This is a genomic window from Massilia sp. UYP32 (assembly GCF_050434365.1).
Lineage (GTDB): Bacteria > Pseudomonadota > Gammaproteobacteria > Burkholderiales > Burkholderiaceae_D > Telluria > Telluria timonae.
The window spans coordinates 141,414-164,161 of sequence record NZ_JBNDIK010000011.1; the positions used below are offsets into that span (position 1 = coordinate 141,414).

Sequence of the window (22,748 nt, forward strand, 5' to 3'; positions counted from 1 at the left end):
CCGCGCCGGCTTCAACCGGCCCGGCGCGCTTTTGAATGATAAGCACACTCATATTTACGACAGATCGCAATGCAGCCAGCCGTAGAATTTCGCAACATCAGCAAGGCCTTCGGGCCTGTGCAGGCGAACGCCGACGTCAGCTTCTCGATCGCCAAGGGCTCGATCCATGGCGTGATCGGCGAAAATGGCGCCGGCAAATCCACCCTGATGAGCATCCTGTACGGCTACTACCATGCCGACAGCGGGCAGCTCGTCATCAACGGCGCCGAGCAGAAGATCCGCTCCAGCCAGGAGGCGATCGACCTGGGCATCGGCATGGTCCACCAGCACTTCATGCTGGTCGAGAACATGACCGTGCTCGATAACGTGATGCTCGGCGCCGAGGGCGGCTTCAAGCTGGCGAAGAAGCGCACCGAGACCGAGGCCAAGCTGCGCGAGATCTGCGCCCGCTACCGCCTCGACGTCGATCCGCTGGCGGTCATCTCGACCCTGTCGGTCGGCGCCCAGCAGCGCGTCGAGATCCTCAAGCAGATCTACCGCAGCGCCGAGATCCTGATCCTGGACGAGCCGACCGCGGTGCTCACCACGCAAGAAATCGCCTCGCTGTTCGACATCCTGCGGCTGTTCAAGGAACAGGGCAAGACCATCATCCTGATCACCCACAAGCTGGGCGAGATCATGGAGATCACCGACCAGGTGACGGTGATGCGCGCTGGCCGCGTGGCCGGCGCCGTCGCCACCCGCGACACCTCGAAGGAGCAGCTCGCGAACATGATGGTGGGCCGCCCGATCGAGGGCAACCTGCCGCGCAAACCGCACGCCCCCGGCGCGCCGGTGCTGCAGGTGGAGAACCTGCAACTGAAGGACGCCAACGGCGTCCAGCTGCTGGCCGACATTGCCCTCAACGTGCGCGCCGGCGAGATCGTCGCCATCGCGGGCGTCTCGGGCAATGGCCAGAGCGAGCTGATGGAAATCCTGGCGGGCATGCGCCTGCCGACTTCCGGCAAGGTGACGATGGAAGGCGCGCCGCTGCCCTTCGCCGGCCGCGCCAACGCCGACGGCCTGCCCGCCCTATTTCGTGACCTCGGCATCGGCCACGTGCCGGAAGACCGCCTGCGCGACGGCGTGATCAAGGATTTCTCGGTCATGCAAAACACCGTGTTCGGCTACCAGGACCGCGTCACGAAGCGCGGCCTGTTCGACTTCGACGCCATCGCCAAACGCTGCGCCGGCTTGCTCGAGGAATTCGACGTGCGCCCGAAAGACCCCAATGTGCGCATCGGCCTGCTCTCGGGCGGCAACCAGCAGAAGGTCGTGATCGCGCGCGAAGTGTCGGCCGCGCCGAAGCTGATGCTGGTCGGCCAGCCGACCCGCGGCGTCGACATCGGCACCATCGAGAGCATCCACACCCAGCTGCTGCGCCTGCGCGACGAAGGCGTGGCCATCCTGCTGGTGTCGACCGAGCTGGAAGAAGTGCGCGCACTCAGCGATCGCATCGTCGTGATGTCGGGCGGCCGCGTCACCGGCGAACTCCATATTGACGAATTCGACACCACCCGCATCGGCCTCCTGATGGGCGGGATGCACAAATCATGAAAACGACTGAACTCCCACGCTGGGCCTCGGGCTTCGTCCTGCCGGTCCTGAACCTGCTGTCCGCGCTGCTGGTCGCCGCGCTGGTCATCCACCTGCTGGGCGAGAGCCCGGTCGAATCGCTGCAGATCCTCGTCAACAGCGCCGTCATCAATCCGGAAGGCCTGAGCTACACGCTGTTCTACGCCTCCACGTTCGTGTTCACCGGCCTGGCCGTGTCGATCGCGATGAAGGCGGGCCTGTTCAACATCGGCGCCGAAGGCCAGATGTACCTGGGCGGCCTGGGCCTGACCCTGGCGATGCTGGCGTTCGACGCCTCGCTCTCCGCCTGGCTCCTGATCCCGCTGGCGATCGTCGCCAGCGCCCTGTTCGGCGCGGCCTGGGCCTTCCTGCCCGGCTACCTGCAGGCCAGGCGCGGCAGCCACGTGGTGGTCACGACCATCATGTTCAACTTCATCGCCGCCGGCCTGATGAATTTCATCATCGTCAAGTACATGATCCCCGAGGGCGACCAGAACCCGGCCAGCCGCGTGTTCTCGGACGCCGCGGCGATCCCGCAGCTGTCGACCTGGCTGCCGTTCTTCGGCGAGAACACGCCGCTCAACCTGGCCTTCATCCTGGCCCTGGTCGCGCTGGTGGTCTATTGGGTGGCGGTGTCGCGTTCGAGCTGGGGCTACAAGCTGCAGGCGACCGGCCTGAACGCCCACGCCGCCCATTACGCCGGCGTGCGCATCAGCCGCACCATCATTGTCGCGATGCTGATCTCGGGCGCCCTGGCCGGCCTGGCGGCGATGAACTCGATCCTCGGCTCGACCCACTACCTGAGCCTGAACTTCCCGGCCGGCGCCGGCTTCATCGGCATCGCGATCGCGCTGATGGGCCGCCAGCATCCGGTCGGCATCCTGCTGTCGTCGGTGCTGTTCGGCGCGCTGATCCAGGGCGGCTTCGACCTGTCGCTGGAAAAGCCGAACATCCCGCAAGAGACCTTCATTTTCATCCAGGGCCTGATCATCCTGTTCTGCGGCGCCATGGAAAACATGTATGGACCGGCGCTGCTGAAACTGATCAACGCCACTCGTCGTAGCAAGGGATAAGCCATGGAAGACTTCCAGTTCGCCAGCATCGTCGTCTCCACCATCCGCAACGCGCCGGTGCTGATCTTCGCGGCCATGGCCGGCCTGTTCGCCGAACGCAGCGGCGTGGTCGACATCGGCCTCGAGGGCAAGATCCTGGCCTCGGCCTTCGTCTCGGCCGGCGTCGCCTACACCTACCAGGACCCGTGGATCGGCATCGCCGCCGGCATCCTCGCATCAGTCGCACTGGCCCTGGTGCAGGCCTTCGTCTCGATCACCCAGAAGGGCAACCAGCTGGTGGCGGGCATCGCCATCAATATCGCGATGAGCGGCCTGACTTTTGTCGTGGCCCAGTACTTCTTCCAGCAGGGCGGCCGTACGCCGGACCTGGGCGAGGCGCGCCTGTCGACCGTGGTGCTGCCGGGTTCCGACCTGGTGGCCGACATCCCCGGCCTGGGCTGGGTCTGGACGCGCCTGATCGGCGGCCACTCGCCGCTGGTGTACTTCGCCTTCGCCCTGCTGCCGATCGTGCACTGGGTGCTGTTCCACAGCCGCTTCGGCCTGCGCCTGCGCGCCTGCGGAGAGAATCCGCACGCGGCCGACGCCGCCGGCATCTCGGTCCAGCGCACCCGCTACACGGCGATGATCATCGCCGGCGTGCTGTGCTCGTTCTCGGGCGCCTACCTGTCGATCGTCCAGAGCGGCTTCTTCCTGCGCGACATGTCGGCCGGCGCCGGCTACCTGGCGCTGACCGCCCTGGTGTTCGGCAACTGGCGTCCGCTGCACACGGTGCTCGGCTGCATGATGTTCGGCTTCTTCGCCGCGGTGCAGATCCAGATCGAAGGCGTCGACCTGCCGGTCGTGGGCCGCATCCCGGGCTCGCTGATTCAGATGATCCCGTACATCGTCACCGTGGTCGTGCTGGCTGGCCTGATGGCCAAGTCGGTGGCGCCGAAAGCGCTGGGCAAACCCTTCGTCAAGTCGCGCTGAGCAATACCTTCGCCTGCCCGCGTTCGCGGGCAGGCGTTTTCTCCTTCCCTGCCCCGCCTCGCAGCGCGAAATCAGCTATCACTTGTTGTGATGACAAGTGAACGTGACTGCATTGCCACACATATCAAGAAATTTGGCATACAAAATGCAATCTTGTTCGGCAATTGCTGTCCAGTCTGAGAAAATACCGACTTTCCGTATGGCAACGAACAGACCATGGTCGTTGACATGCAAATTTTCTCTATAGGAAACTTATGGCAATCGAGAACATCAAGCTGCGCAGCCTCCTGTTCGGCGGCTTCGCTACCCTGCTTGCGGCAATGCTGATCCTGGTCGGCATCGGCCTGATCCAGACCAAGAAGGCGGAAGACTTGACCGACAGGCTGACCACCGAAAGCATGGAGCGTCTGGCCATGCTGCAGGAATGGCAGGCCATCATCGAAACCAATGCGGCGCGCACGATCGCCGCCATCAAGATGGCTGACGCCGCCGACGAGAAATACTTCCTCGACGATATCGCCTCCTCGTCCAAGCGTTCGGACGTGCTGCACAAGGGCCTGATCGAAAGCCTGAAGGACGACGCCGCGGCGATGGCCCTGTTCGACAAGGTCGACGAGCAGCGCGAAGGCTACCGCGCCGCGCGCAAGAGCGTGCTGGAGAAAAAAGCGGCCGGCGACGACGAAGCGGTGCGCGAATTCCTGGCCAAGGACATGCTGCCGCGTGTGAAGTCGTACATCGAGAGCCTGCGCGCGATCGTCGAGTACCAGAAGAAGGTGGTCGAAGCCGATGCGCAGTCGATCGATGACGGCTTCAAGACCAGCCTGAACCTGCAGCTGACCCTGGCCGCGATCGCCCTGGTGGCCGGCGCCGCCTTCGCCTGGTGGATCGGCCGCCGCATCACCGCGCCGTTGGAAGAAGCCGTGGCCGTGGCCCAGACCGTCGCAACCGGTGACTTGAGCAGCCGCATCGTCGCCCAGGGCAGCAACGAAACCGGCGTGCTGATGGGCGCCCTGAAGGACATGAACGACAACCTGGTGGGCATCGTCGGCCAGGTGCGCAGCGGCACCGAGACCATCGTCGAAGCGGCCGACCAGATTTCGGCCGGCAACCTCGAACTGTCGTCGCGCACCGAGCAGCAGGCCGGCGCGCTGGAAGAGACCGCGTCGTCGATGGAAGAACTGACCTCGACCGTGAAGCAGAACGCCGACAATGCGCGCGAAGCCAATGCGCTGGCGCAGACCGCCTCGCAAGTGGCGGGCCGCGGCGGCGAGACCGTCGGCCGCGTGGTGCAGACCATGGACGCGATCAACGATTCGTCGAAGAAGATCGTCGACATCATCTCGGTCATCGACGGCATCGCCTTCCAGACCAATATCCTGGCGCTGAATGCGGCCGTGGAAGCGGCGCGCGCCGGCGAACAGGGCCGCGGCTTCGCGGTCGTGGCGAGCGAGGTGCGCAACCTGGCCCAGCGTTCGGCGGCGGCGGCCAAGGAAATCAAGACCCTGATCGGCGACTCGAGCGCCAAGGTCGAGGAAGGCAGCCGCCTGGTGTCGGATGCCGGCGCGACCATGCAGGAAATCGTGGACAGCATCGGCCGCGTCACCGCGATCATGTCGGGCATCGCCATGGCCAGCCAGGAGCAGTCGGCCGGCATCGAGCAGGTGAACCAGGCGATCGCCCAGATGGACCAGGTGACGCAGCAGAACGCGGCGCTGGTGGAAGAAGCGGCGGCTGCCTCGACCTCGATGCGCGAACAGGCGCAATTGCTGGCGCAGCTGGTGTCGACCTTCCGCTTCGAGCCCGAAGCGGCTGCCGGCCGTCCTGCGCTCAAGAACGCCGGCCGTCCGGCCCTGGCGATGCGCCAGGCGGCCTGACGCCGACGATTCGTGTCTTCGTTTGACGCCGGGCTGGTCCCGGCGTTTTTTTATGGCGTGACCGGATCGACCGGCTCATAGCCCGCCGCGCGGCGGCTCGAGCGCGCCAGGGTCCAGGCAAAGCCGATGCCGGCCGAGGTGCCGGTGTTCTTGAGGTGCAGCGGGCTGTCGCGGTTGGCGCTGCCCGCATACGATTCGAAGCGCACGAAGCCGAACAGGCGCACATCCGGATTCAATTGGCGCGTGGCGAACAGGCCGACGCGGGTGAGCATCAGGCCGGCGTCGGCGCCGTAGGCGGCGCGCGACGCGTTCGCATACTGCGGCTGCACCTCGTAGAAATAGCGGTTGATGCGCTTGTCGCCGAACACGACCGAGACATTCCCCTCGACGCTCCACAAGCCGCGCTCACCGCGCGTCTCATACGCCAGCTTGGGCTCGAAGGTCCAGCCCTGGCGCCGCAGCCCTCCCCTTGCCTCGATCACGGCGCGTAGCGGCAGCTCCGCGCGCAGGCGGCTGCGCTCGTCGAAATCGGCCACCCGGATCTTCAGGCGCGGCCCGAATTCGAACAGGGCGCCCAGGTCGGGCATGCCGGCGCGGATCTCGACGTCGTCGGAATCGGACGGCAAGGCGCCGGCCAGGCCGACGTCGAATTCGAGCCGGTCGGAACGGAACAGGCGCGCACCGATGCCCGACTGGTCGGCGCGCAGCACTTCGCCGCGGTACAGCAGGTAGGGCACGGGCAGGACGCGGTTGTTGCGATCGTCGGCGCCCGGATAGGCCGGCGCCGTGAGGCCGAAGGCGCCCACGCCGAATTCCCAGAGCGGCAAACCGGCCGAGGCGGGCGCCAGTTCGGGCGACTGCGCGCTGGCGTGGAGGGAGGGAATCAGGCATGCGGCCGCGATAGCGGCCTTGAGGGTGGGATGCATGTGGCCTCGGAATCTGGTCGGGATGACGCGATTCTAGCCGAGGCCACGAAAAAAATGCGCCATACGCGACCGGGGATCGGCGCGGCGCAAAATTACGGCCAGATCGCCTGCAGCATCGCCGCCAGGTTGTAGCCGCCCTTGATCAGCTGGGTCTTGGCGATCTCCGAGCTCGGCACCGGGTAGTTCTGCGGCACTTCGAGCGCGAAGGTGTAATAGGTCTCGCCCTTCTTGCTGGTCTGCGGGGTCAGCTTTCCAGGTGTCACGTCCTTGTAGGCCAGCTTGGCCGACACCAGGCCGTCCTCGACCCACTGCACCGGCCAGGTCGAGACATCGCCCTGCGCCCGCTTGATCTGTGGCCGGCTGGCGACCGCGACGTCGGCGAACTGCTCCGGCGTGCGGGTCTTGATGCGGCGGAAGGCGTAATCGACCGTGGTGCTGTCCCAGTAGGAGTGGAACGGCTTGGTCAGCGCCGCCGGCACGCCTTCCTTGACGACGATTGGCTCGCCGGCCGGGATCACGCCGGCCGACAGGGCCGACAGGCGCTCGTTATCCAGCAGCAGGTTGTTGCCGCCGCGCGAGTCGAAGACCAGGGTCTCGTCGATCTCGGCGCGGTCTTTCGGCACCACGAACTGGCCGTCCTTGGAAACGAAAGCCGAACCCACGTGCAGCGGCTGGTGGATGTCGCCGGCGAAGTGGGTTAGCAGGATCAGGGCCTGGCGCTTGGTGAACTTGTGCGGGTTCAGGGCAGGGTCGGTCTTGCCTTGCAGGACGGCGATGCACTGCTCCAGCGTCTGCACGATGTCGACCTCGCTCGTGCCCACGCCGTGTTCATGGTAGTGGTCCAGCTGGAACGGCACATTGGTGTAGTGGTATTCGCTGTGGCGCGGATTGGCGGCCACGTACTCGACCATCTCGGGCGTTTGCGGGCCGCAATAGGTGCCCTTGACGCAGTCGGCCCAGCTGGCCATCGACGCCAGCGATTCGCCCGGCTGCAAGAGCTGCGCGATTTCCTTTTGCGCGTTGCTGCCCTTGAGCAGGCGGTCGGCGATGGCGCCGATGGCGCGGTGGCCGTCGCGGCCCCAGGCGGCGGCGTCGGGCGCGGCCACCGATGCGAAGACGCCGGTCAGCGCCAGCGCGCATGCGAGTTTTTTCATGGTGATTCCTTGTTGATTCAGTTGACCTTGCGGATGCGCGGAGCCGCTGGCGCCATCGCGCCCTGCCCTTCGATCTTCTTCAGGTAAGCGATGAAGCCGTCCAGGTCGCGCATGCCGGTGTCGACGCGCGCCGTGCCCTTGCCGAACTCCGGATAACCGTCGCTGCCTTCGGCCAGGAAGTTGTTGGTGGCGATGCGGTAGGTGGCGTTGTCCTGCATCTCCTTGCCGTTCAGCCTGAGGCTGCCCGGCACCAGGCGGCTGCCCGCCGGACGCTTCGGGTCCCAGGCATAGCTGAAGCCCTCGGAAATCTGCAGCACCGATGAATTCGAATCGACGCCGTCGGCCCACTGGCGCTCCAGCAGGGCGCGGATCTGGGCGCCGGTCAGGTCCATCACGACCGTCGTGTTGCCGAATGGGAGCACCACCTGGACCTGGCCGAAGGCCACCGTACCGTCAGCGCCGGCCTCGAGGTCGCGGCGGATGCCGCCATTGTTCATGAAGGCCAGTTGCGCGCCCAGGTGACGGACCGAATCGAGGGCCGCATCGGCGATCATATTGCCCAGCACCGATTCGCCGGCATCGTTGGTCCTGCGCAGCACGGGCGCTCCGGCCACCCTGGCGATCGGGCGATTCAAGGCTTCCTTGCTGCGCTCCTTCACCTGCGCCACGAAGGCCGTCATCTTCGGGTCCGCCGGGTACTCGCCCGGCTTCATCACCACGTTCTTCACGACCAGGTTGCTCACCGCGCCGGTCTTCGGCTCGACCTGCATCGACACGCGGGTGAGCAGGTGGCCGGCGGTGTCGGCCTGGGTCACGGTGCGGCCATCCACATTGCACAGATAGCCCTGGTGCGAGTGGCCGGTCAGCACCAGCCTGACCGACGGGTCGATCTTTTTCACCACGTCGACGATGTCGCCCTTGAGCTGCGAGCAGCCGGCCTGCAGCGGCGACTCCACCGTGCGGCCGCCTTGGTGCACCAGGGCCACGATGACTTGCGCGCCGGCGGCGCGCATGGCCGGCAGCGCGGCATTGATCGCCTCGGCCTCGTCGCCGAAGCGCAGGCCGGCGATGCCGGAAGCGACCACCATGTTCGGCGTGTCCTTCAGCACCACGCCGACCAGGCCGACCTTGATGCCCTTGACGTCTTCGATCCTGAAGCCCGGGATGACCGGCTTGCCGGTGGCCGAGTCGATCACGTTAGCGCCGAGGTAGGTGAACCTGGCGCCGCCGAAATTCGGGGTGAGCTTGCAGGCGCGGGTCGGATGCGGCGAATCGCAGCCGCCGTTCTGCTGGCGCAGTAGTTCCTTGCGGCCGCCGTCGAACTCATGGTTGCCGACCGCGCTGGCGCGCAGGTTCAGCATGTTCATCACTTCGATGGTCGGCTCGTCGGCCCACAGCGAAGACAGCGCCGGGCTGGCGCCGACGATGTCGCCGGTGGACACCAGCAGCAGGTCCTTGTCTTCCTTGCGCCAGGCCTGCAGGGCCGCGGCCACCGCTTCGGCGCCGCCGGCGCGCATGACTTCTTCCCTGCCGTCCGCATGCTTGAGGACGTAGCGGCTCGGCTCGAGGTTGCCGTGGAAGTCGTTCAGCGACACGAGGTTGAGGGTGACCGGCCCCTGGGGCGCGCTGACGCAGCCGGCCAGCAGCAGCGCCATGGTGAGGGTGGAAAGACTGGCGCATGCGCGGCGCGAAACGATCATGGGAACACCTTTAGTGGATGCGGACCGGCGCGAACGGCGGGTCCGGAAAAACGGAGTTCGAGCGAACTCGACAGCCAACATTATCCCACGCGGCTTGTGCGCAGGAAATCCTTACGGCGGCTGGGTTTCTCAATTTTTGAAAGAAAAACGGCCGGTGTTTCCACCGGCCGTTTCTTGACTAGCTCATGCTACGAATTCGACCTGCTTAGAATTCGTACTTGAGGGTTGCCTGGATCGCCCACTGCGACTCGCCCTTCGACTGCTTCAGGTCTTGACGCTCGACGTCGTTGCGCACGACGTAGATGTAACGACCCTGGCTGTCCAGACCGGCGTAGTCGACGAAGCTACGCGCCATGCCGCCCGACGACTGGAAGCTGATCTCTTCGGTACGGCCCCACTTCTTGTTCAGCAGGTTGCCGAAGTTCATGAAGTCCAGGGTGAAGGTCGCCTTGTTGCGCTTGAACAGGCCAGGGATTTCCTGGCTGATACGCACGTCGAAGGTGTTGACCCACTCAGCGGTGCTGTTGTTACGCTTCACGACGCCACCGGCCGAACCGTGCAGGCCCTTGTTGGCGTTGACGACGTCCCAGAAACGCTGCTCGTTCGAATGGTTGGTCGCGGTGTCGCCGTAGAACACGACTTCGCCGGAACCGAACGCGGTCGGGATGTACATCAGGTCGTTGCCCGACTCGCCGTCACCATTCAGGTCATTGTTGATGGTCCAGCTGTATGGACGACCTTCACGACCTTCGTAGAAGATGCCCAGGCGGGTGTTGTAGTTCGAGAAGAACTTCTTCTGGAAGTTGACCAGCGCATTGACGCGGTTCTTGATGGCGTAGCTCGACGCTGCAGCGACTTCTTCGTTCGGGTTGAACACCGAACGACCGCGCCAGTTCGAGTTGGCCACCGACGAGGTCAGCGGCGAGACTTCGGTTGCATCGGTGTAGGTGTAAGCCACCGACCAGCCGAAGCCCTTGGTCATTGGACGCGACAGCGACGCGGTCAGGACTTTTGCATCGCCCTTGTCGGTATCGCGCGCCACCAGCACGTTGCCGAAGCTGCGGTTGTTCAGCGAGCGAGTCTGTGCGCCGGCGCTGGTGATCACGTTGGCGGTGTTGTTCGACACGCCCCAGCTATTCTGGTTCAAGCCGGCCGCGTTCCAGTACAGCTCACGACCGTCGGTGCCGGTGCGGGTCGACGCGCCCAGGTTCAGGTGCTCGTAGTAGATGCCGTTCTTGTTCTTGGTGTACAGCGCTTCGGCGCCGAACACGATGCCGTACCATGGCAGTTCGGTATCGAACGCCAGGTTGGCTTTCCAGATCGACGGCTGGCGGAAGTCCGGATCCAGGAAGTTCACGTCAGCAGCCGGAATCGCGCCGGAAATCGCCGGCTGGGCGTCCGGATCCAGGCTGGCCAGGCCGCCCGTGGTCGGGCAGCGGGTCGCGCCGGTGCCCGAGCAGCTGATGGTGGCGGTTGCCACGCCGGTGCCCGAGAACGGGTTCGACATCCAGACGGTCGCTGCCGCGCCCTGGAACAGGCCGACGCCGCCGCGCAGCTGGGTCGGACGCTCCGCCTTGTCGAAGCGGTAGTTGAAGCCCACGCGTGGCTGGACCAGGTCGGTGCCGTCGATGGTCTGGCGGTTGTCCAGACCGAAGCCGCCGCTCTGGCGGACGCCGGTGGCCGGGTTGCCGGCAACCATCGGTGCGGCGGCAGCGGCGTTGTACAGCGGGACGCCGCCGACATCGTTCCGGTCGTAACGCACGCCGTAGGTCAGGGTCAGCTGGTCGTTGACAGCCCAGGTGTCCTGCAGGAACAGGCCGGTGTTCTTGGTTTCGAACGTGGCGATCGCGTCGTTCAGCGATGCGCCCGGCAGCGCGCGCTGCTGGCTGAAGCTCAGCGGACGGCCGCGCTGGAAGTTCTCGAGCACGGCTTGCTGGATGCGCTCGGCCGAGGCGCCGGAGCAGGTCAGCGCGCCGAACGAGTAGAAGTTGGTATCGGCCGAATCCAGGCAGGCGAAGGTGTACGAGCCGTTAATGCCCTGCAGGAAGGCGTTATAGACTTCGTTCTTGGTCTGGTCGACGCCGAACTTCAGCTCATGGTCGCCCACGATCCAGTTGGCGCCCGCATACATGTCCTTGGTCTTGTTGCGCAGGACGTTGTTATGGCGGCTGAACTCGGTGCCGAAGTTCAGGAAACGGTTGGCGGTCGACAGGCCGGCCGGTGCGCCGGCTGGCAGCGCGCCCGAGAATTGCAGGCCGATCGATGGGGTGCGGGTCGCGTTGACCGGGACCGAATCATAGTCGCGGGTCGAGAACTTGAACTCGGTCGAGAAGGTCGGGGTCCAGTCCGAGAAGATCTGGCCGACGACGGTCTCGATCTCCTTGCCCTGGTTGTAGAAGCTCGACGACAGGCCGACGCCGGTGGCCGAGAAGCCCGGGTAGAACGGCTCGCCCTGGGTGGTCTTGGCGTAGCGCAGGTTGGCGCGGTGCTCGTCGGTGATGTTCCAGTCGAACTTCACCATGCGCTCTTTCGAGGTCAGCATCGAGCCGCTAGGAACGGTCGGGCTGCCGATGTCGACGCCGTAGACGCTCTGGGCGATGCGCTGGGCTTCGGAGATGGCTGCCGGGGTGATGGCGACGGTGGTGCCGGCGCCGCTGCCGATCGGTCCGAAGTCCGGGCTCGAACGCGAGCTTTCATAGTTTTCAGCCAGGGCGAAGATGAACAGCTTGTCCTGGATCAGGGGACCGGAAGCCCAGATACCCTTGGTGGTTTCCTTCGACTTCGGCGGCTCGCTGTAGACGTCGGTGATCGGGTTGTAACGGTCGCCCGACATGGTGTCGTTGCGGAACACGTAGTACACGCCACCCTTGTAGGTGTTGGTGCCCGACTTGGTCACGGCGTTGATGTTGGCGCCGGTGTAGCCCTTCTGGGTCACGTCGTAGTTGGCGACGTTGACCTGCACCGACTGGATCGCTTCGATCGAGATCGGCTGGCGTGCGGTCGGGCTGCCGTTCGCTTCCAGGCCGAAGGTGTCGTTGATCGCGACGCCGTCGATGGTCATCGAGTTGTAGCGCGAGTTCTGGCCGGCCACGGACAGTTCGCCGCGGTCCTTGTCGGTCTGCGACACGCGCGGGTCGGCACGTGCGTAATCTTGCAGGTTACGCTGGATCGATGCCTGGGTCTGCAGTTCGGTGTTGCTGATCGAGGTGCCCGAGCCCATGTTGTTGCTCGAGAAAATCTCCGAACGAACAGCCGAGCCGGCCACGGTCACGGTCTGGATGCCGACGGTCGCGTCGACGGTCGCGGTCTGCGCCAGCTCGACGTAGACGTCGTTGCGGGTCTGGGTGACGCCATCCTTGGTGATGGTAATGGTGTAAGGACCACCCACGCGCAGGCCGCGCGCGGTGTAGCGGCCTTCCGCGTCAGTGACGACATTGCTGACAGAACCCGACTCGACGTGCAGGATCTGCACTTGGGCGCCGGCGGCTGGTGCGCCCGCAGCGTTCGAGATACGGCCACCGATGGCGGACGTGGTGTTCTGTGCAAACGACGGCGACGCCGCCAGTGCAACCGACAAAGCCAGCGCCAATTTGGTGAGCCGGATCTGTTGTTGAGTGATCATTGATTACCCCAAAAAGAACTTCAATTTATTGTTGGACGCCCGGGCGGACGCCCTCCCCTACGATTTACTGCTTGAATTTTTTGCTTGGTGCGGCAGCGCTTCAGCCGGCAAGCGGCTGCGATTGTATCGTTACAATGTTTCAACAAAGTGACACGACGGAGTGATGAGATACAGCGGAATTCCGCCAATATGCATGAGCTTTGAACAAGCCGACAAATTCGTTTTGGCTTCGTTATTCAGAGCTTTTACGTATAAATCACCGCGTATGTGTTGTCTTTACGCGACATAATCGGAGTGCTGCCAGCCGGAATATGACAAGGCGGGATTATATGTGCGGCGTTCTCCAGCGGAATTTTTTTGATAAAAATTCAGTGGAAGTGCGTAGGGAACGAAGATTTTTGTAGCGAGAAGGCGACATAAGTTAATTTTATATTAACTTATTACCAAAGAGTCACCGGAGAATCATGACAAGGTAGTGGCCCGGCGGGCGCCGGGCCGTGGATGTCACACTTTATTTGGCACGGACGGCCGCGGCGTCCAGGGCAGCGATCTTTGCCTCGAATTCCGTGTAACGCTGATCCAGTTGTCGGGTCAGCCGTTGCTTTTCTGCCACGGGCAAGAAGGCATAGCGGATGCTGTTGTACGAGGCCTTCTTCACTTCCGCGTAGCTCGGCTTGAACTGGCTGGCGAACTGTACGTACTCATGCGACAGCGTGTGACGGGTCACGCCGGCATCGTCGGTCGAGATCACGTAAGGCACGCCATATTTACGGTACAGGTTGAGCGGATGGTTCGTGGTCGACACGCCGCTGATGAAGGCGTTCGAGGTCAGGTTGATCTCGACCGGGATGTCCTTCTCGCGCATGGTCTTCATGATGCCGGGGGCATTCGCCTCGTGCGCCAGGTCCAGGCCGTGGCCGATGCGGTCGGCGCCCGCCACCGCCAGCGCCTGGTCGATGTGGAACTTCAGGCCTTCCGGCGGCACGTCGCCCAGCGCCAGTTCGCCCGCATGCATCGCCACCTTCACGTCCGGGTAGACCGACTTCAGGAAGCGGAACATCTTCATGTGGAGAAGATAGTCGCGCATCGAGACGTGGGTGCTTTCCTGGCCCACGATGTTCAGGCCGACGACGCGCCCGCCCTTGGCTGCCGCCTTGAAGCTCGACACCATGGCCGAGAAGACCTGCGACGGGTTCAACAGGCGCAGCGTGTAGTTCTGGTAGCGCATGGTGAAACGCTCGTCGTCGATGCCTTCGGAGGCGGCATGGATCTGCTGGACGAAGTCGTCGATCGACTTGTTGAAGGCGGCGTCTTTATCCAGCGCAGCCAGTTTCGCGCGCAGCGCATCGTCGAGCGCCTTGTCGTCGTTCACCGTGGCCCAGGCCTGGCTGTCGAAATCCGGATTGGCGATGAAGGGCGACAGCAGGAACATCGTTTCGATGTAGCCGACGTTTTCCGCGATCGCGCGCTCCTTGATCTCCAGCAGGCCTTCGCGCAGGTTGTCGTTGGCCACCGGGCCGAAGTAGCCGAAGGTCTGGAAGAAGCGCTGGTCGGGCGCCGGCTGCAGGTTGGTGTGGTTGTAGAAATCCCTGTTCGACCAGCGCTTGGCCACTTCGCGCCAGGTGTCTTCGTCGGCGCGCACCTCGGCGCCCGAGCGGCAAGCACGCTGGGCTGCCGGCTTCGCGCGTTCGGCGGCGACGACTGCCTTGTCGGTCTCGATCCGATACGTCTGCGTGTTGATGCAGAAGCCCTGCTTGTCGACGAATTCGGTATAGGTCTCGGCATACACCGAACCCGAATAATGGTGGTGCAGGTCGCCGCCCTTCGGCATCTGCGTGAAGAACATCGTCAGCTCGGACAGCTTCGGCTGCTCGCCCGCGATCAGGCCCGCGTAGTGGCGGGCGGTGGCCGCTTCATTGGCGTTGGCGGCAGGCTCCTTGGCCCAGGCCGGAGCGCCGGCCACGGCCAGCGCCAGCAGCGCGCTGCCGGAGAGTAGCTTGTGCATAGTGTGCTTTCTGGATGAGATGGAATCGCGCCACTCTAACTGCTTAGTTCACCCTTGGCAATATTGCCAGACTCATTTGCCAAATGCGCGCTGATGCACCTTGCGTCCGCCCGAATACGTCGCGGCGATCGTGCGGTCGTCTCCCAGCAGCGCCAGCGCGAACAGCAGTTCTTCCAGCGAATCGGCGTAGCTGGTGCGACGCGCCAGCAGCGGCGTCGCCTCGCGGTCGAGCACCACGAAGTCGGCTTCCAGGCCGGGCTGGAAGCTGCCGATCGTGTCGTCCAGGCGCATGCTGCGCGCCGCGCCCAGTGTGGCGAGGTAGAACATGCGCAGCGCCGGCAGGTAGCTGCCCTTCAGGCGCGCCACCTTGTAGGCTTCGTTCATGGTCTGCAGCATCGAGAACGAGGTGCCGGCGCCGACGTCGGTGCCCAGCGAGAGCAGCGCACGCGCGCTGTCGGCGCGTTCGAAGTCGAACAGGCCGCTGCCCAGGAACAGGTTCGAGGTCGGGCACACGGCGGCGGCCGACCCGGTGGCCGCCATGCGCGCGAAGTCTTCGTCGTCGAGCCAGATGCAGTGGCCGAACAATGCGCGCGGACGCATCAGGCCAAAGCGCTCGTACACGTCGAGGTAGCTGCGCGCCTGCGGGAACAGCTCGCTCACCCAGGTGCACTCGTCCTTGTTTTCCGAGACGTGGGTCTGGATGAAGGTGTCCGGGTGGCGCGCCGCCAGCTCGCCGGTCAGGCGCAGCTGGACGTCGGTCGACGTCGGGGCGAAGCGTGGCGTGATCGCGTACAGCGACCGTCCGCGCTTGTGCCATTTGTGGATCAGGTCTTCGCTCTGCCCCAGGTCGCCCTCGAGGTCGCGCAGGAAGTCCGGGCAGTTGCGGTCCATCAGCACCTTGCCGGCCACCATGCGCAGGTTGCGCGCCTCGCTCGCCTCAAAAAAGGCGTCGACCGATTGCGGATGCACGGTGCAATACACCACGGCGGTGGTGGTGCCGCAGCGCAGCAGTTCGTCGAGGAAGAACTCGGCGGTCGCGCGCGCATGCGCCGGGTCCTCGAAACGGCGCTCGCTCGGGAAGGTGTAGGTCTCCAGCCATGGCAACAGGCCCGGCGACGGCGAAGCGATCATGTCGGTCTGCGGGTAATGCAGGTGGGTGTCGATGAAGCCGGGGGCGATCACCTTGCCGCGGTAGTCGACCGGCTCCAGGCCGGGCGGCAAAGTGGAAACCAGCGCGGCATGGTCGCCGGCGGCCTTGACGCGGCCGTCCTCGACGATCAGCAGGCCGTCTTCATGCCACAGCGCGGCCCCGTCGTCGAAGGCCGGATCGGCGCGAAAGTGCAGCAAGCTGGCACGGTAGGCTTGCACATTGGATGATGCGGTGGACATTACGAGAGTTCCGGTTGTTCTTCAGGGTAGTGGGCGGCTTCCCACACGGACAGCAGCTGGGCGGCGACGGAGGCGGCGATCACGGCCGGGGCCTTGCCGTCGATGCCGGGCAGGCCGATCGGGCAGGTCATATCGGCCAGGCGCGCGGCATCGACGCCGCGTTCGCGCAGGCGCGCCTCGAACTGGCTGCGTTTGGTACTCGATCCTATCAGGCCGAACCAATCCTTGCAGGAATCACTGCGCGCGCGTGACAGGATTGCGTGGCACAGGCGCAGGTCGAGCGCGTGGCTGTGAGTCATGACCAGGAAGCTGGTCCCGGGGGCGGCGCGTTCGGCCAGTGCTTCCGGGGTGTCGGTCGCTTCCACCGTCACGTTGGCGGGGACATCAAGCGGGAACAGGTCGTCGCGTTCGTCGACCCAGGTGACGCGGCAGGGCAAGGGCGCCAGCGCGCGCACGATGGCGGCGCCGACATGGCCGGCGCCGAACAGCATCAGGTGCTCGCGCGGGGCGAGGACGGCGTCCAGCAGCCAGCGGCGGCGGCCCTCCCCCTCCACCACGCGCGTATCGCCTTGCGCTGCAAGGATTGGCGTCGTGACCGCACCGGCGAGGTGACGGCCCGCTTCGTCGAGCAGCGTCCATTCGCTGGCGCCGTCGAGGGCGACCAGGCGCCAGGTGTCCTGGTGGCGGCGCGCGCGCAGGATATCCATCTGTTCGGCTTCCATGCGCTCGAACGCAAGCCAGGCCACGCCGCCGCAGCACTGGCCCAGGCTCGGGCCAAGGGGAAAGCGCTCGAAGCGGCGCGCTTCGCCAAGCTGCAGCATCGCACGCGCGATGTCCAGTGCCCGGTGCTCGAGGTGGCCGCCGCCGATGGTGCCGTCGAAATCCCCGGCGCGCACCAGCATCTTCGCCCCCGGTTCGCGCGGCACCGAGCCCTTCACGGCCGCCACCGTCACCAGCACGGCGGCCGCGCCCGCGTGCGGGGCAAGCCAGTCGTTCGTCATGCGCGCGCCGCCTCGACGAAAGCGACCGCCTTCAGGATCTCTTCGGACGTCGCCGGCGCGTTCAAAGGCGGGTTGACACGGTGCCCGCCCACGCTCGAGACGGCGTCGCGGATCGCGAAGAAGACCGAGAACGGCAGCAGCAGCGGCGGCTCGCCGACCGCCTTCGAGCGGTGGATGCTGTCCTCGACGTTGGCGTTGTCGAACAGGCGCACGCGGAAGTCTTCGGGACAATCCGAGACGGCCGGAATCTTGTAGGTGGACGGCGCATGCGTCATCAGTTTGCCGGCCGGATTCCACCACAGTTCTTCCGTCGTCAGCCAACCCATGCCCTGGATGAAGGCGCCTTCGACCTGGCCGATGTCGATCGCCGGATTGAGCGAGCGGCCGGCGTCGTACAGCGCATCCACGCGCAGCAGCTTCCATTCGCCGGTGAGCGTGTCGACCACGACTTCGGACACCGCCGCGCCATAGGCGAAATACGAGAACGGCCGGCCGCTCATCGTCTTCGGATCCCAGTGCAGGCCGGGCGTCGCATAGAAACCGTCGGACCACAGCTGCACCCGCGCCAGATACGCTTTGGCCACCAGTTCCTCGAACGGCAGCGCCATGCCGGCGACGAACACGGTCCCGGCCGCGAAGCGCACCTCGCTGGCCGCGCCGCCGTACTGGCCGGCGGCGAAATCGGCCAGGCGCGCGCGGATGGTGCGCGCCGCATCCTGGGCCGCCTTGCCGTTCAGGTCAGCGCCGGTCGACGCCGCCGTGGCCGAGGTGTTGGCGACCTTGGACGTGTTGGTGGCGGTGGCGCGCACCCTTTCCAGTTCCACGCCCAGCTCGTGCGCCACCACCTGCATCACCTTGGTGTTGATGCCCTGCCCCATCTCGGTGCCGCCATGGTTGACCAGGACCGAGCCATCCACGTAGACGTGCACCAGCGCGCCGGCCTGGTTCAGGTGGGTGACGTTGAAGGCGATGCCGAACTTGAGCGGCGTGAGCGCCAGGCCCTTCTTGAGCACCGGGCTGGCGCGGTTGTACTCGAGGATGGCGGCGCGCCGGGCGCGATAGTCGCTGTCGGCTTCGAGCTCGGCCACCAGTTCGGGGAGCACGTTGTCGACGATCTCCTGGCCGAAGGGCGTGACATTGCGCTCGGTCTTGCCATAGAAATTCAGGCGCCGGATGTCGAGCGCATCGCGCCCCAGCTCGCGCGCGATCTCGTCGAGCACGTACTCGATGGCGATCGCGCCCTGCGGACCGCCGAAGCCGCGAAATGCGGTGTTCGACTGGGTGTTGGTCTTGCCGCAGGCGGCGCGGATCTCGACGTCGGAAAGATAATACGCATTGTCGAAGTGGCAGACCGCGCGCGTGGCGACGGGGCCCGACAGGTCGGCCGAGTAGCCGGCGCGGGTGACCATGTCGACCTTCGCCGCCAGGATGCGGCCGTCGTCGTCGTAGCCGACCTCGTACTCGTAGTGGAAGCAGTGGCGCTTGCCGGTGACCAGCATGTCGTCGTCGCGGTCGGCGCGCAATTTGACCGGGCGCCCGGTGCGCACGGCCGCGATCGACGCCGCCGCGGCCCACAGCGCCGACTGCGATTCCTTGCCGCCAAAGCCGCCGCCCATGCGGCGGCACTCGACCGTCACATGATGCGAGTGCAGGCCCAGCGCATGCGCGACGACGTGCTGCATCTCGCTCGGGTGCTGGGTCGAGCAGTACACGTGCATGCCGCGGTCCTCGCCGGGGATCGCATAGGCGATCTGCCCTTCGAGGTAGAACTGTTCCTGGCCGCCGACGTGCAGCTCGCCCCTGACGACGTGCGGCGCGCGAGCAAAGGCCTGCGCCGCGTCGCCGCGGGCCAGGCGCATCGGCGGCAGCACGTAGGATGCGGCGGCGCGCGCCGCCTGCGGCGTGAGGATGGCCGGCAGGTCGTCGTAGTCGACCACGGCCAGGCGCGCCGCGCGGCGCGCGTTGTCATGGCTGTCGGCGACGACGATGAAGACCGGCTGGCCGACGTACTGGACCAGGCCATCGGCCAGGATCGGATCGTCGTGGACGATCGGGCCGCAATCGTTCAGGCCGGGGATGTCGCGCGCCGTCAGCACCGCGACCACGCCGCGGCTGGCGGACACCTTCGCCAGGTCGATCGCCCTGACGCGCGCATGCGCGCGCGCCGACAGGCCCAGTGCCGCGTGCAGGGTGCCGGCCAGCTCGAGGATGTCGTCGGTATAGGTGGCCTGGCCGCGCACGTGCAGCTCGGCGGATTCGTGCTTGCGTGCGCGGCCGACTTCGGCCCAGGCGTCCATGCGGTTCAAGCCTGCATCGTTCATGATCAATCCCTCACAAGCTTGCAAAGGCGTTGACGGCGCTGGCCGGCAGCGGATTTTCCGGGCGCGTCTCCAGCCAGAAGCGGTGCAGCAGGTTTTGCGCGGTGCGCATGCGGTAGCTGCTGGAGGCGCGCGCGTCGCTCAGCGGCGCGTAGTCGCGGGCGAGCGCCGCCATTGCCGCGCGCAGCGTGGCTTCGTTCCAGTCCTGGCCTCGCAGGACGGCTTCGGCCTCAAGCGCGCGCTTCGGCGTGGCCGCCATGCCTCCAAAGGCAATGCGCGCGTCGACGATGGTCGCGCCGTCGAGCGTCACGGCGAAGGCGGCGCACACCGCCGAGATGTCCTGGTCGAAGCGCTTGGCCAGCTTATAGGTACGGAAGCGCAGCCCGGGCAACGGCAGCGGCACGCGCACCGCTTGCACGAACTCGCCCGCGCGCAGGTCTTTCTGCTGGTAGCCCAGATAAAAATCTTCCAGCGCCAGCACGCGGCTGCCCTCGTTACCGCGCAAGACCACCTGGCTGCCCAGCGCGATCAGCCACGGCATCGAATCGCCGATCGGCGAACCATTGGCGACGTTGCCGCCCAGGGTGCCCGCATTGCGGATCGGGAGCGAGGCAAAGCGCTGCCAGAGTTCGGACAACTCGGCCGGATAGCGCTCGCACAGCGCCGCGTAGGCATCCTGCAGCGAGACGCCGGCGCCGATCTCCAGCATGCCGGCATCCATACGCACGCTCTTGAGCGCCTCGACCTGGCCCAGGTAGATGACATCGCCCAGATCGCGCAGCTGCTTGGTGACCCACAGGCCGACGTCGGTCGAACCGGCCAGCAGCACGGCGGCCGGATGCGCGGCGCGCAAGGCCACCAGTTCGTCCAGGGTGCGCGGCACGTGGAAGCGTTGGCCGCCGGCCGTGTAGCTGAAGCCGGTGCTGCGCTGCAGGCCGCGCAGGCGCTCGGCCAGCGCAGGCTTGTCGAAAGCAACAGCAGGGAGTTCGGTCATGCGGCGCGCGGCGTCGATGATGGGACGGTAGCCGGTGCAGCGGCACAGGTTGCCGGACAGCGCGTCAATGATCTCGCGGCGCGCCGGCGCGCGGCCCTCCTGCTTGAGGTACATGCCCCACAGCGACATGGCAAAGCCCGGCGTGCAGAAGCCGCACTGCGAACCATGGCACTCGACCAGCGCCTGCTGCACCGGGTGCAGCGCGCCGTCGGCCTGGGCCAGGTCTTCGACCGTGAACAGCGCCTTGCCGTCGAGCGTCGGGGTGAACTGGATGCAGGCGTTAATGGACTTGAGTGCAAGATGGCCGTCTTCCAGCGAACCGACCACCACCGTGCAGGCGCCGCAGTCGCCTTCGGCGCAGCCTTCCTTGGTGCCGGTGCAGCGCACGTCCTCCCGCAAGTGTTGCAGGATGGTTTGCGTCGGCGGCGTCTCGCGCACTTCGCGCACCTCGCCACGGAAGAGGAATCGGATCGGTTCTGACATGCCTGTCTCGATGTACAACTTTATTGTTCGCCAAGGGCGGAAGGCTACCATCCGGCGGCCATCCTCATATCATCAAATTCTGATATCGGTTATCATCAATTGCAAATACCCTGGACGCGCGTCCTTGCGCCTCATTCCACGTAAGGATGCACGGTTTTCCAGTGATTGGCGATATCGATGCGGCGCGTCACCCAGACCCGGTCATGCCGCATCACGTAATCGAGGAAGCGCGCCAGCGCCGCCGTGCGCCCCGGCCGCCCCGCCAGGCGGCAGTGCAGGCCGACCGAGAGCATCTTCGGCCGGTCCAGGCCGGCGGGGTCGCCTTCCGCGTAGAGCACGTCGAAAGCATCCTTCAGGTAGTCGAAGAACTGGGTTCCTGAGTTGAAGCCCTGGGCGGTGGCGAAGCGCATGTCGTTGGTGTCGAGCGTGTACGGCACCACCAGGTGCGGCGCCGCGCGCACGACGCCATCGGCGTCAAGGGCGTCGACCCGCTGCCAGAACGGCAGGTCGTCGCCATAGTGGTCGGCATCGTAGGCGAAGCCGCCATGCTCGACCACCAGCCGGCGCGTATTGGGCGAATCGCGTCCCGTGTACCAGCCCTGCGGCGCGGCACCTAGCAGGCGGCGCATGATCTCGACGGCCTCTTTCATGTGCGCGCGCTCGATCGCCTCGTCGACGTTCTGGTACGAGATCCAGCGCAGGCCGTGACAGGCGATCTCGTGCCCCAGTTCGCGAAACGCGGCGACCGCCTCGGGGTGGCGCTCGAGCGCCTGCGCCACGCCGAACACGGTCAGGGGCAGCCGGCGCTCCTCGAACAGCCGCAGCAGGCGCCACAGGCCGGCGCGTGAACCGTATTCATAGAGCGACTCCATGCTCATGTGGCGCGCCGGGAAGGCGCTGGCGCCGACGATCTCGGACAGGAAGGTCTCGGAGGCCGGGTCGCCGTGCAGCACGCAATTCTCGGCGCCCTCCTCGAAGTTCAGCACGAACTGCAGGGTGATGCGCGCGCCGCCGGGCCAGCGCGCATGCGGCGGATTGCGGCCGTAGCCGGCCAGGTCGCGCGGATAGGAAGCTGCCATGGCGTCCCTCGACAAGGAAGAATACTTCCGATCATATATTGCAACGACCACAACAGTATATGACAGGACGCATATGCGGGCTCTTGGCGCCGATATACGTCCCTCAGGCGCGCATGATGAATGGGTCGACGCTTGTATCTGTCCAGATCGGCGTTATGATGAGCTCCCCCCACATTCCCCGACAAGGACCACGATGGGAAAACTGACCACCCATGTGCTCGACACCGCCCACGGCTGCCCCGGCGCCGGCATCCGGGTCGAGCTGTACGCGACCGGCGCCAGCGGCCGCACGCTCCTGAGCAGCGCGGTGACGAACGACGACGGCCGCTGCGGCGCGCCCCTGCTGGAGGCGGCCGCGCTGCAGGCCGGCCAGTACGAACTGGTGTTCCACGCCGGCGACTACTACGCGGCGCGCGGCGTCGACCTTCCGTCTCCCCGCTTCCTGGACCGCATCACGCTCGGCTTCGGCATCGCCGATCCCGCCCAGAACTACCACGTGCCGCTGGTGATGACGCCGTGGTCGTATTCGACCTACCGCGGCAGCTAG

Annotated in this window: 15 protein-coding genes; 5 read left to right on the forward strand and 10 right to left on the reverse strand. The window is 65.7% G+C overall.

Features of this window, described 5'->3' with window-relative positions:
* Window positions 1-69 precede the first annotated feature (69 nt).
* From ABIB42_RS10785 to ABIB42_RS10800, 4 genes are all read left to right on the forward strand, one after another.
* The gene (locus tag ABIB42_RS10785; protein WP_429248310.1) at window positions 70-1,596 is read left to right on the forward strand and encodes an ABC transporter ATP-binding protein; all 1,527 of its coding nucleotides are present in this window, start codon (window positions 70-72) and stop codon (window positions 1,594-1,596) included.
* The gene (locus ABIB42_RS10790) at window positions 1,593-2,687 is read left to right on the forward strand and encodes an ABC transporter permease (RefSeq protein ID WP_429248311.1); all 1,095 of its coding nucleotides are present in this window, start codon (window positions 1,593-1,595) and stop codon (window positions 2,685-2,687) included. Before ABIB42_RS10785 ends, ABIB42_RS10790 begins: the two co-directional genes overlap by 4 nt.
* Before the next feature lie 3 nt (window positions 2,688-2,690).
* A complete protein-coding gene (locus ABIB42_RS10795) occupies window positions 2,691-3,656 on the forward strand; it encodes an ABC transporter permease (RefSeq protein ID WP_005668334.1) in 966 nt (321 codons plus the stop codon).
* Between the two features lie 254 nt (window positions 3,657-3,910).
* Entirely contained in the window at window positions 3,911-5,530 is a 1,620-nt protein-coding gene (locus tag ABIB42_RS10800; RefSeq protein WP_005668332.1) for a methyl-accepting chemotaxis protein, read from the forward strand.
* 50 nt (window positions 5,531-5,580) lie between these two features.
* Here the strand turns inward: ABIB42_RS10800 and ABIB42_RS10805 are convergent, their stop codons facing one another.
* From ABIB42_RS10805 to puuE, 10 genes are all read right to left on the reverse strand, one after another.
* Window positions 5,581-6,456, reverse strand: a complete 876-nt coding sequence (locus tag ABIB42_RS10805) for a MipA/OmpV family protein (protein WP_219862753.1) — start codon at window positions 6,454-6,456, stop codon at window positions 5,581-5,583.
* Between the two features lie 92 nt (window positions 6,457-6,548).
* Window positions 6,549-7,610: a S1/P1 nuclease gene (locus ABIB42_RS10810; protein ID WP_314436606.1), complete on the reverse strand. Its 1,062-nt coding sequence runs from the start codon at window positions 7,608-7,610 to the stop codon at window positions 6,549-6,551.
* Window positions 7,611-7,627: 17 nt separating this feature from the next.
* Complete coding sequence (locus ABIB42_RS10815; protein WP_429248312.1) at window positions 7,628-9,310, reverse strand: bifunctional metallophosphatase/5'-nucleotidase; 1,683 nt, start codon at window positions 9,308-9,310, stop codon at window positions 7,628-7,630.
* Window positions 9,311-9,515: 205 nt separating this feature from the next.
* Entirely contained in the window at window positions 9,516-12,932 is a 3,417-nt protein-coding gene (locus ABIB42_RS10820; RefSeq protein WP_071360266.1) for a TonB-dependent receptor, read from the reverse strand.
* A 511-nt stretch (window positions 12,933-13,443) separates the two neighbouring features.
* A complete protein-coding gene (locus tag ABIB42_RS10825; protein WP_005668324.1) occupies window positions 13,444-14,937 on the reverse strand; it encodes an adenosine deaminase family protein in 1,494 nt (497 codons plus the stop codon).
* A 72-nt stretch (window positions 14,938-15,009) separates the two neighbouring features.
* Complete coding sequence (gene guaD, locus ABIB42_RS10830) at window positions 15,010-16,326, reverse strand: guanine deaminase (RefSeq protein WP_005668322.1); 1,317 nt, start codon at window positions 16,324-16,326, stop codon at window positions 15,010-15,012.
* Complete coding sequence (xdhC, locus tag ABIB42_RS10835; protein WP_184235332.1) at window positions 16,326-17,327, reverse strand: xanthine dehydrogenase accessory protein XdhC; 1,002 nt, start codon at window positions 17,325-17,327, stop codon at window positions 16,326-16,328. Before xdhC ends, guaD begins: the two co-directional genes overlap by 1 nt.
* On the reverse strand, window positions 17,324-19,648 hold the full coding sequence (gene xdhB / locus ABIB42_RS10840; RefSeq protein WP_429248313.1) for a xanthine dehydrogenase molybdopterin binding subunit: 2,325 nt from the start codon (window positions 19,646-19,648) through the stop codon (window positions 17,324-17,326). The genes xdhC and xdhB overlap by 4 nt, the downstream gene beginning before the upstream one ends.
* Window positions 19,649-19,658: 10 nt before the next feature.
* On the reverse strand, window positions 19,659-21,122 hold the full coding sequence (gene xdhA / locus ABIB42_RS10845) for a xanthine dehydrogenase small subunit (protein WP_429248314.1): 1,464 nt from the start codon (window positions 21,120-21,122) through the stop codon (window positions 19,659-19,661).
* A 131-nt stretch (window positions 21,123-21,253) separates the two neighbouring features.
* Entirely contained in the window at window positions 21,254-22,201 is a 948-nt protein-coding gene (puuE, locus tag ABIB42_RS10850) for an allantoinase PuuE (RefSeq protein WP_429248315.1), read from the reverse strand.
* Between the two features lie 193 nt (window positions 22,202-22,394).
* Between puuE and uraH the strand changes: the two genes are divergently transcribed.
* Window positions 22,395-22,748 (forward strand): hydroxyisourate hydrolase, encoded by a 354-nt coding sequence (gene uraH, locus ABIB42_RS10855; protein WP_184235344.1) that lies wholly within the window; start codon window positions 22,395-22,397, stop codon window positions 22,746-22,748.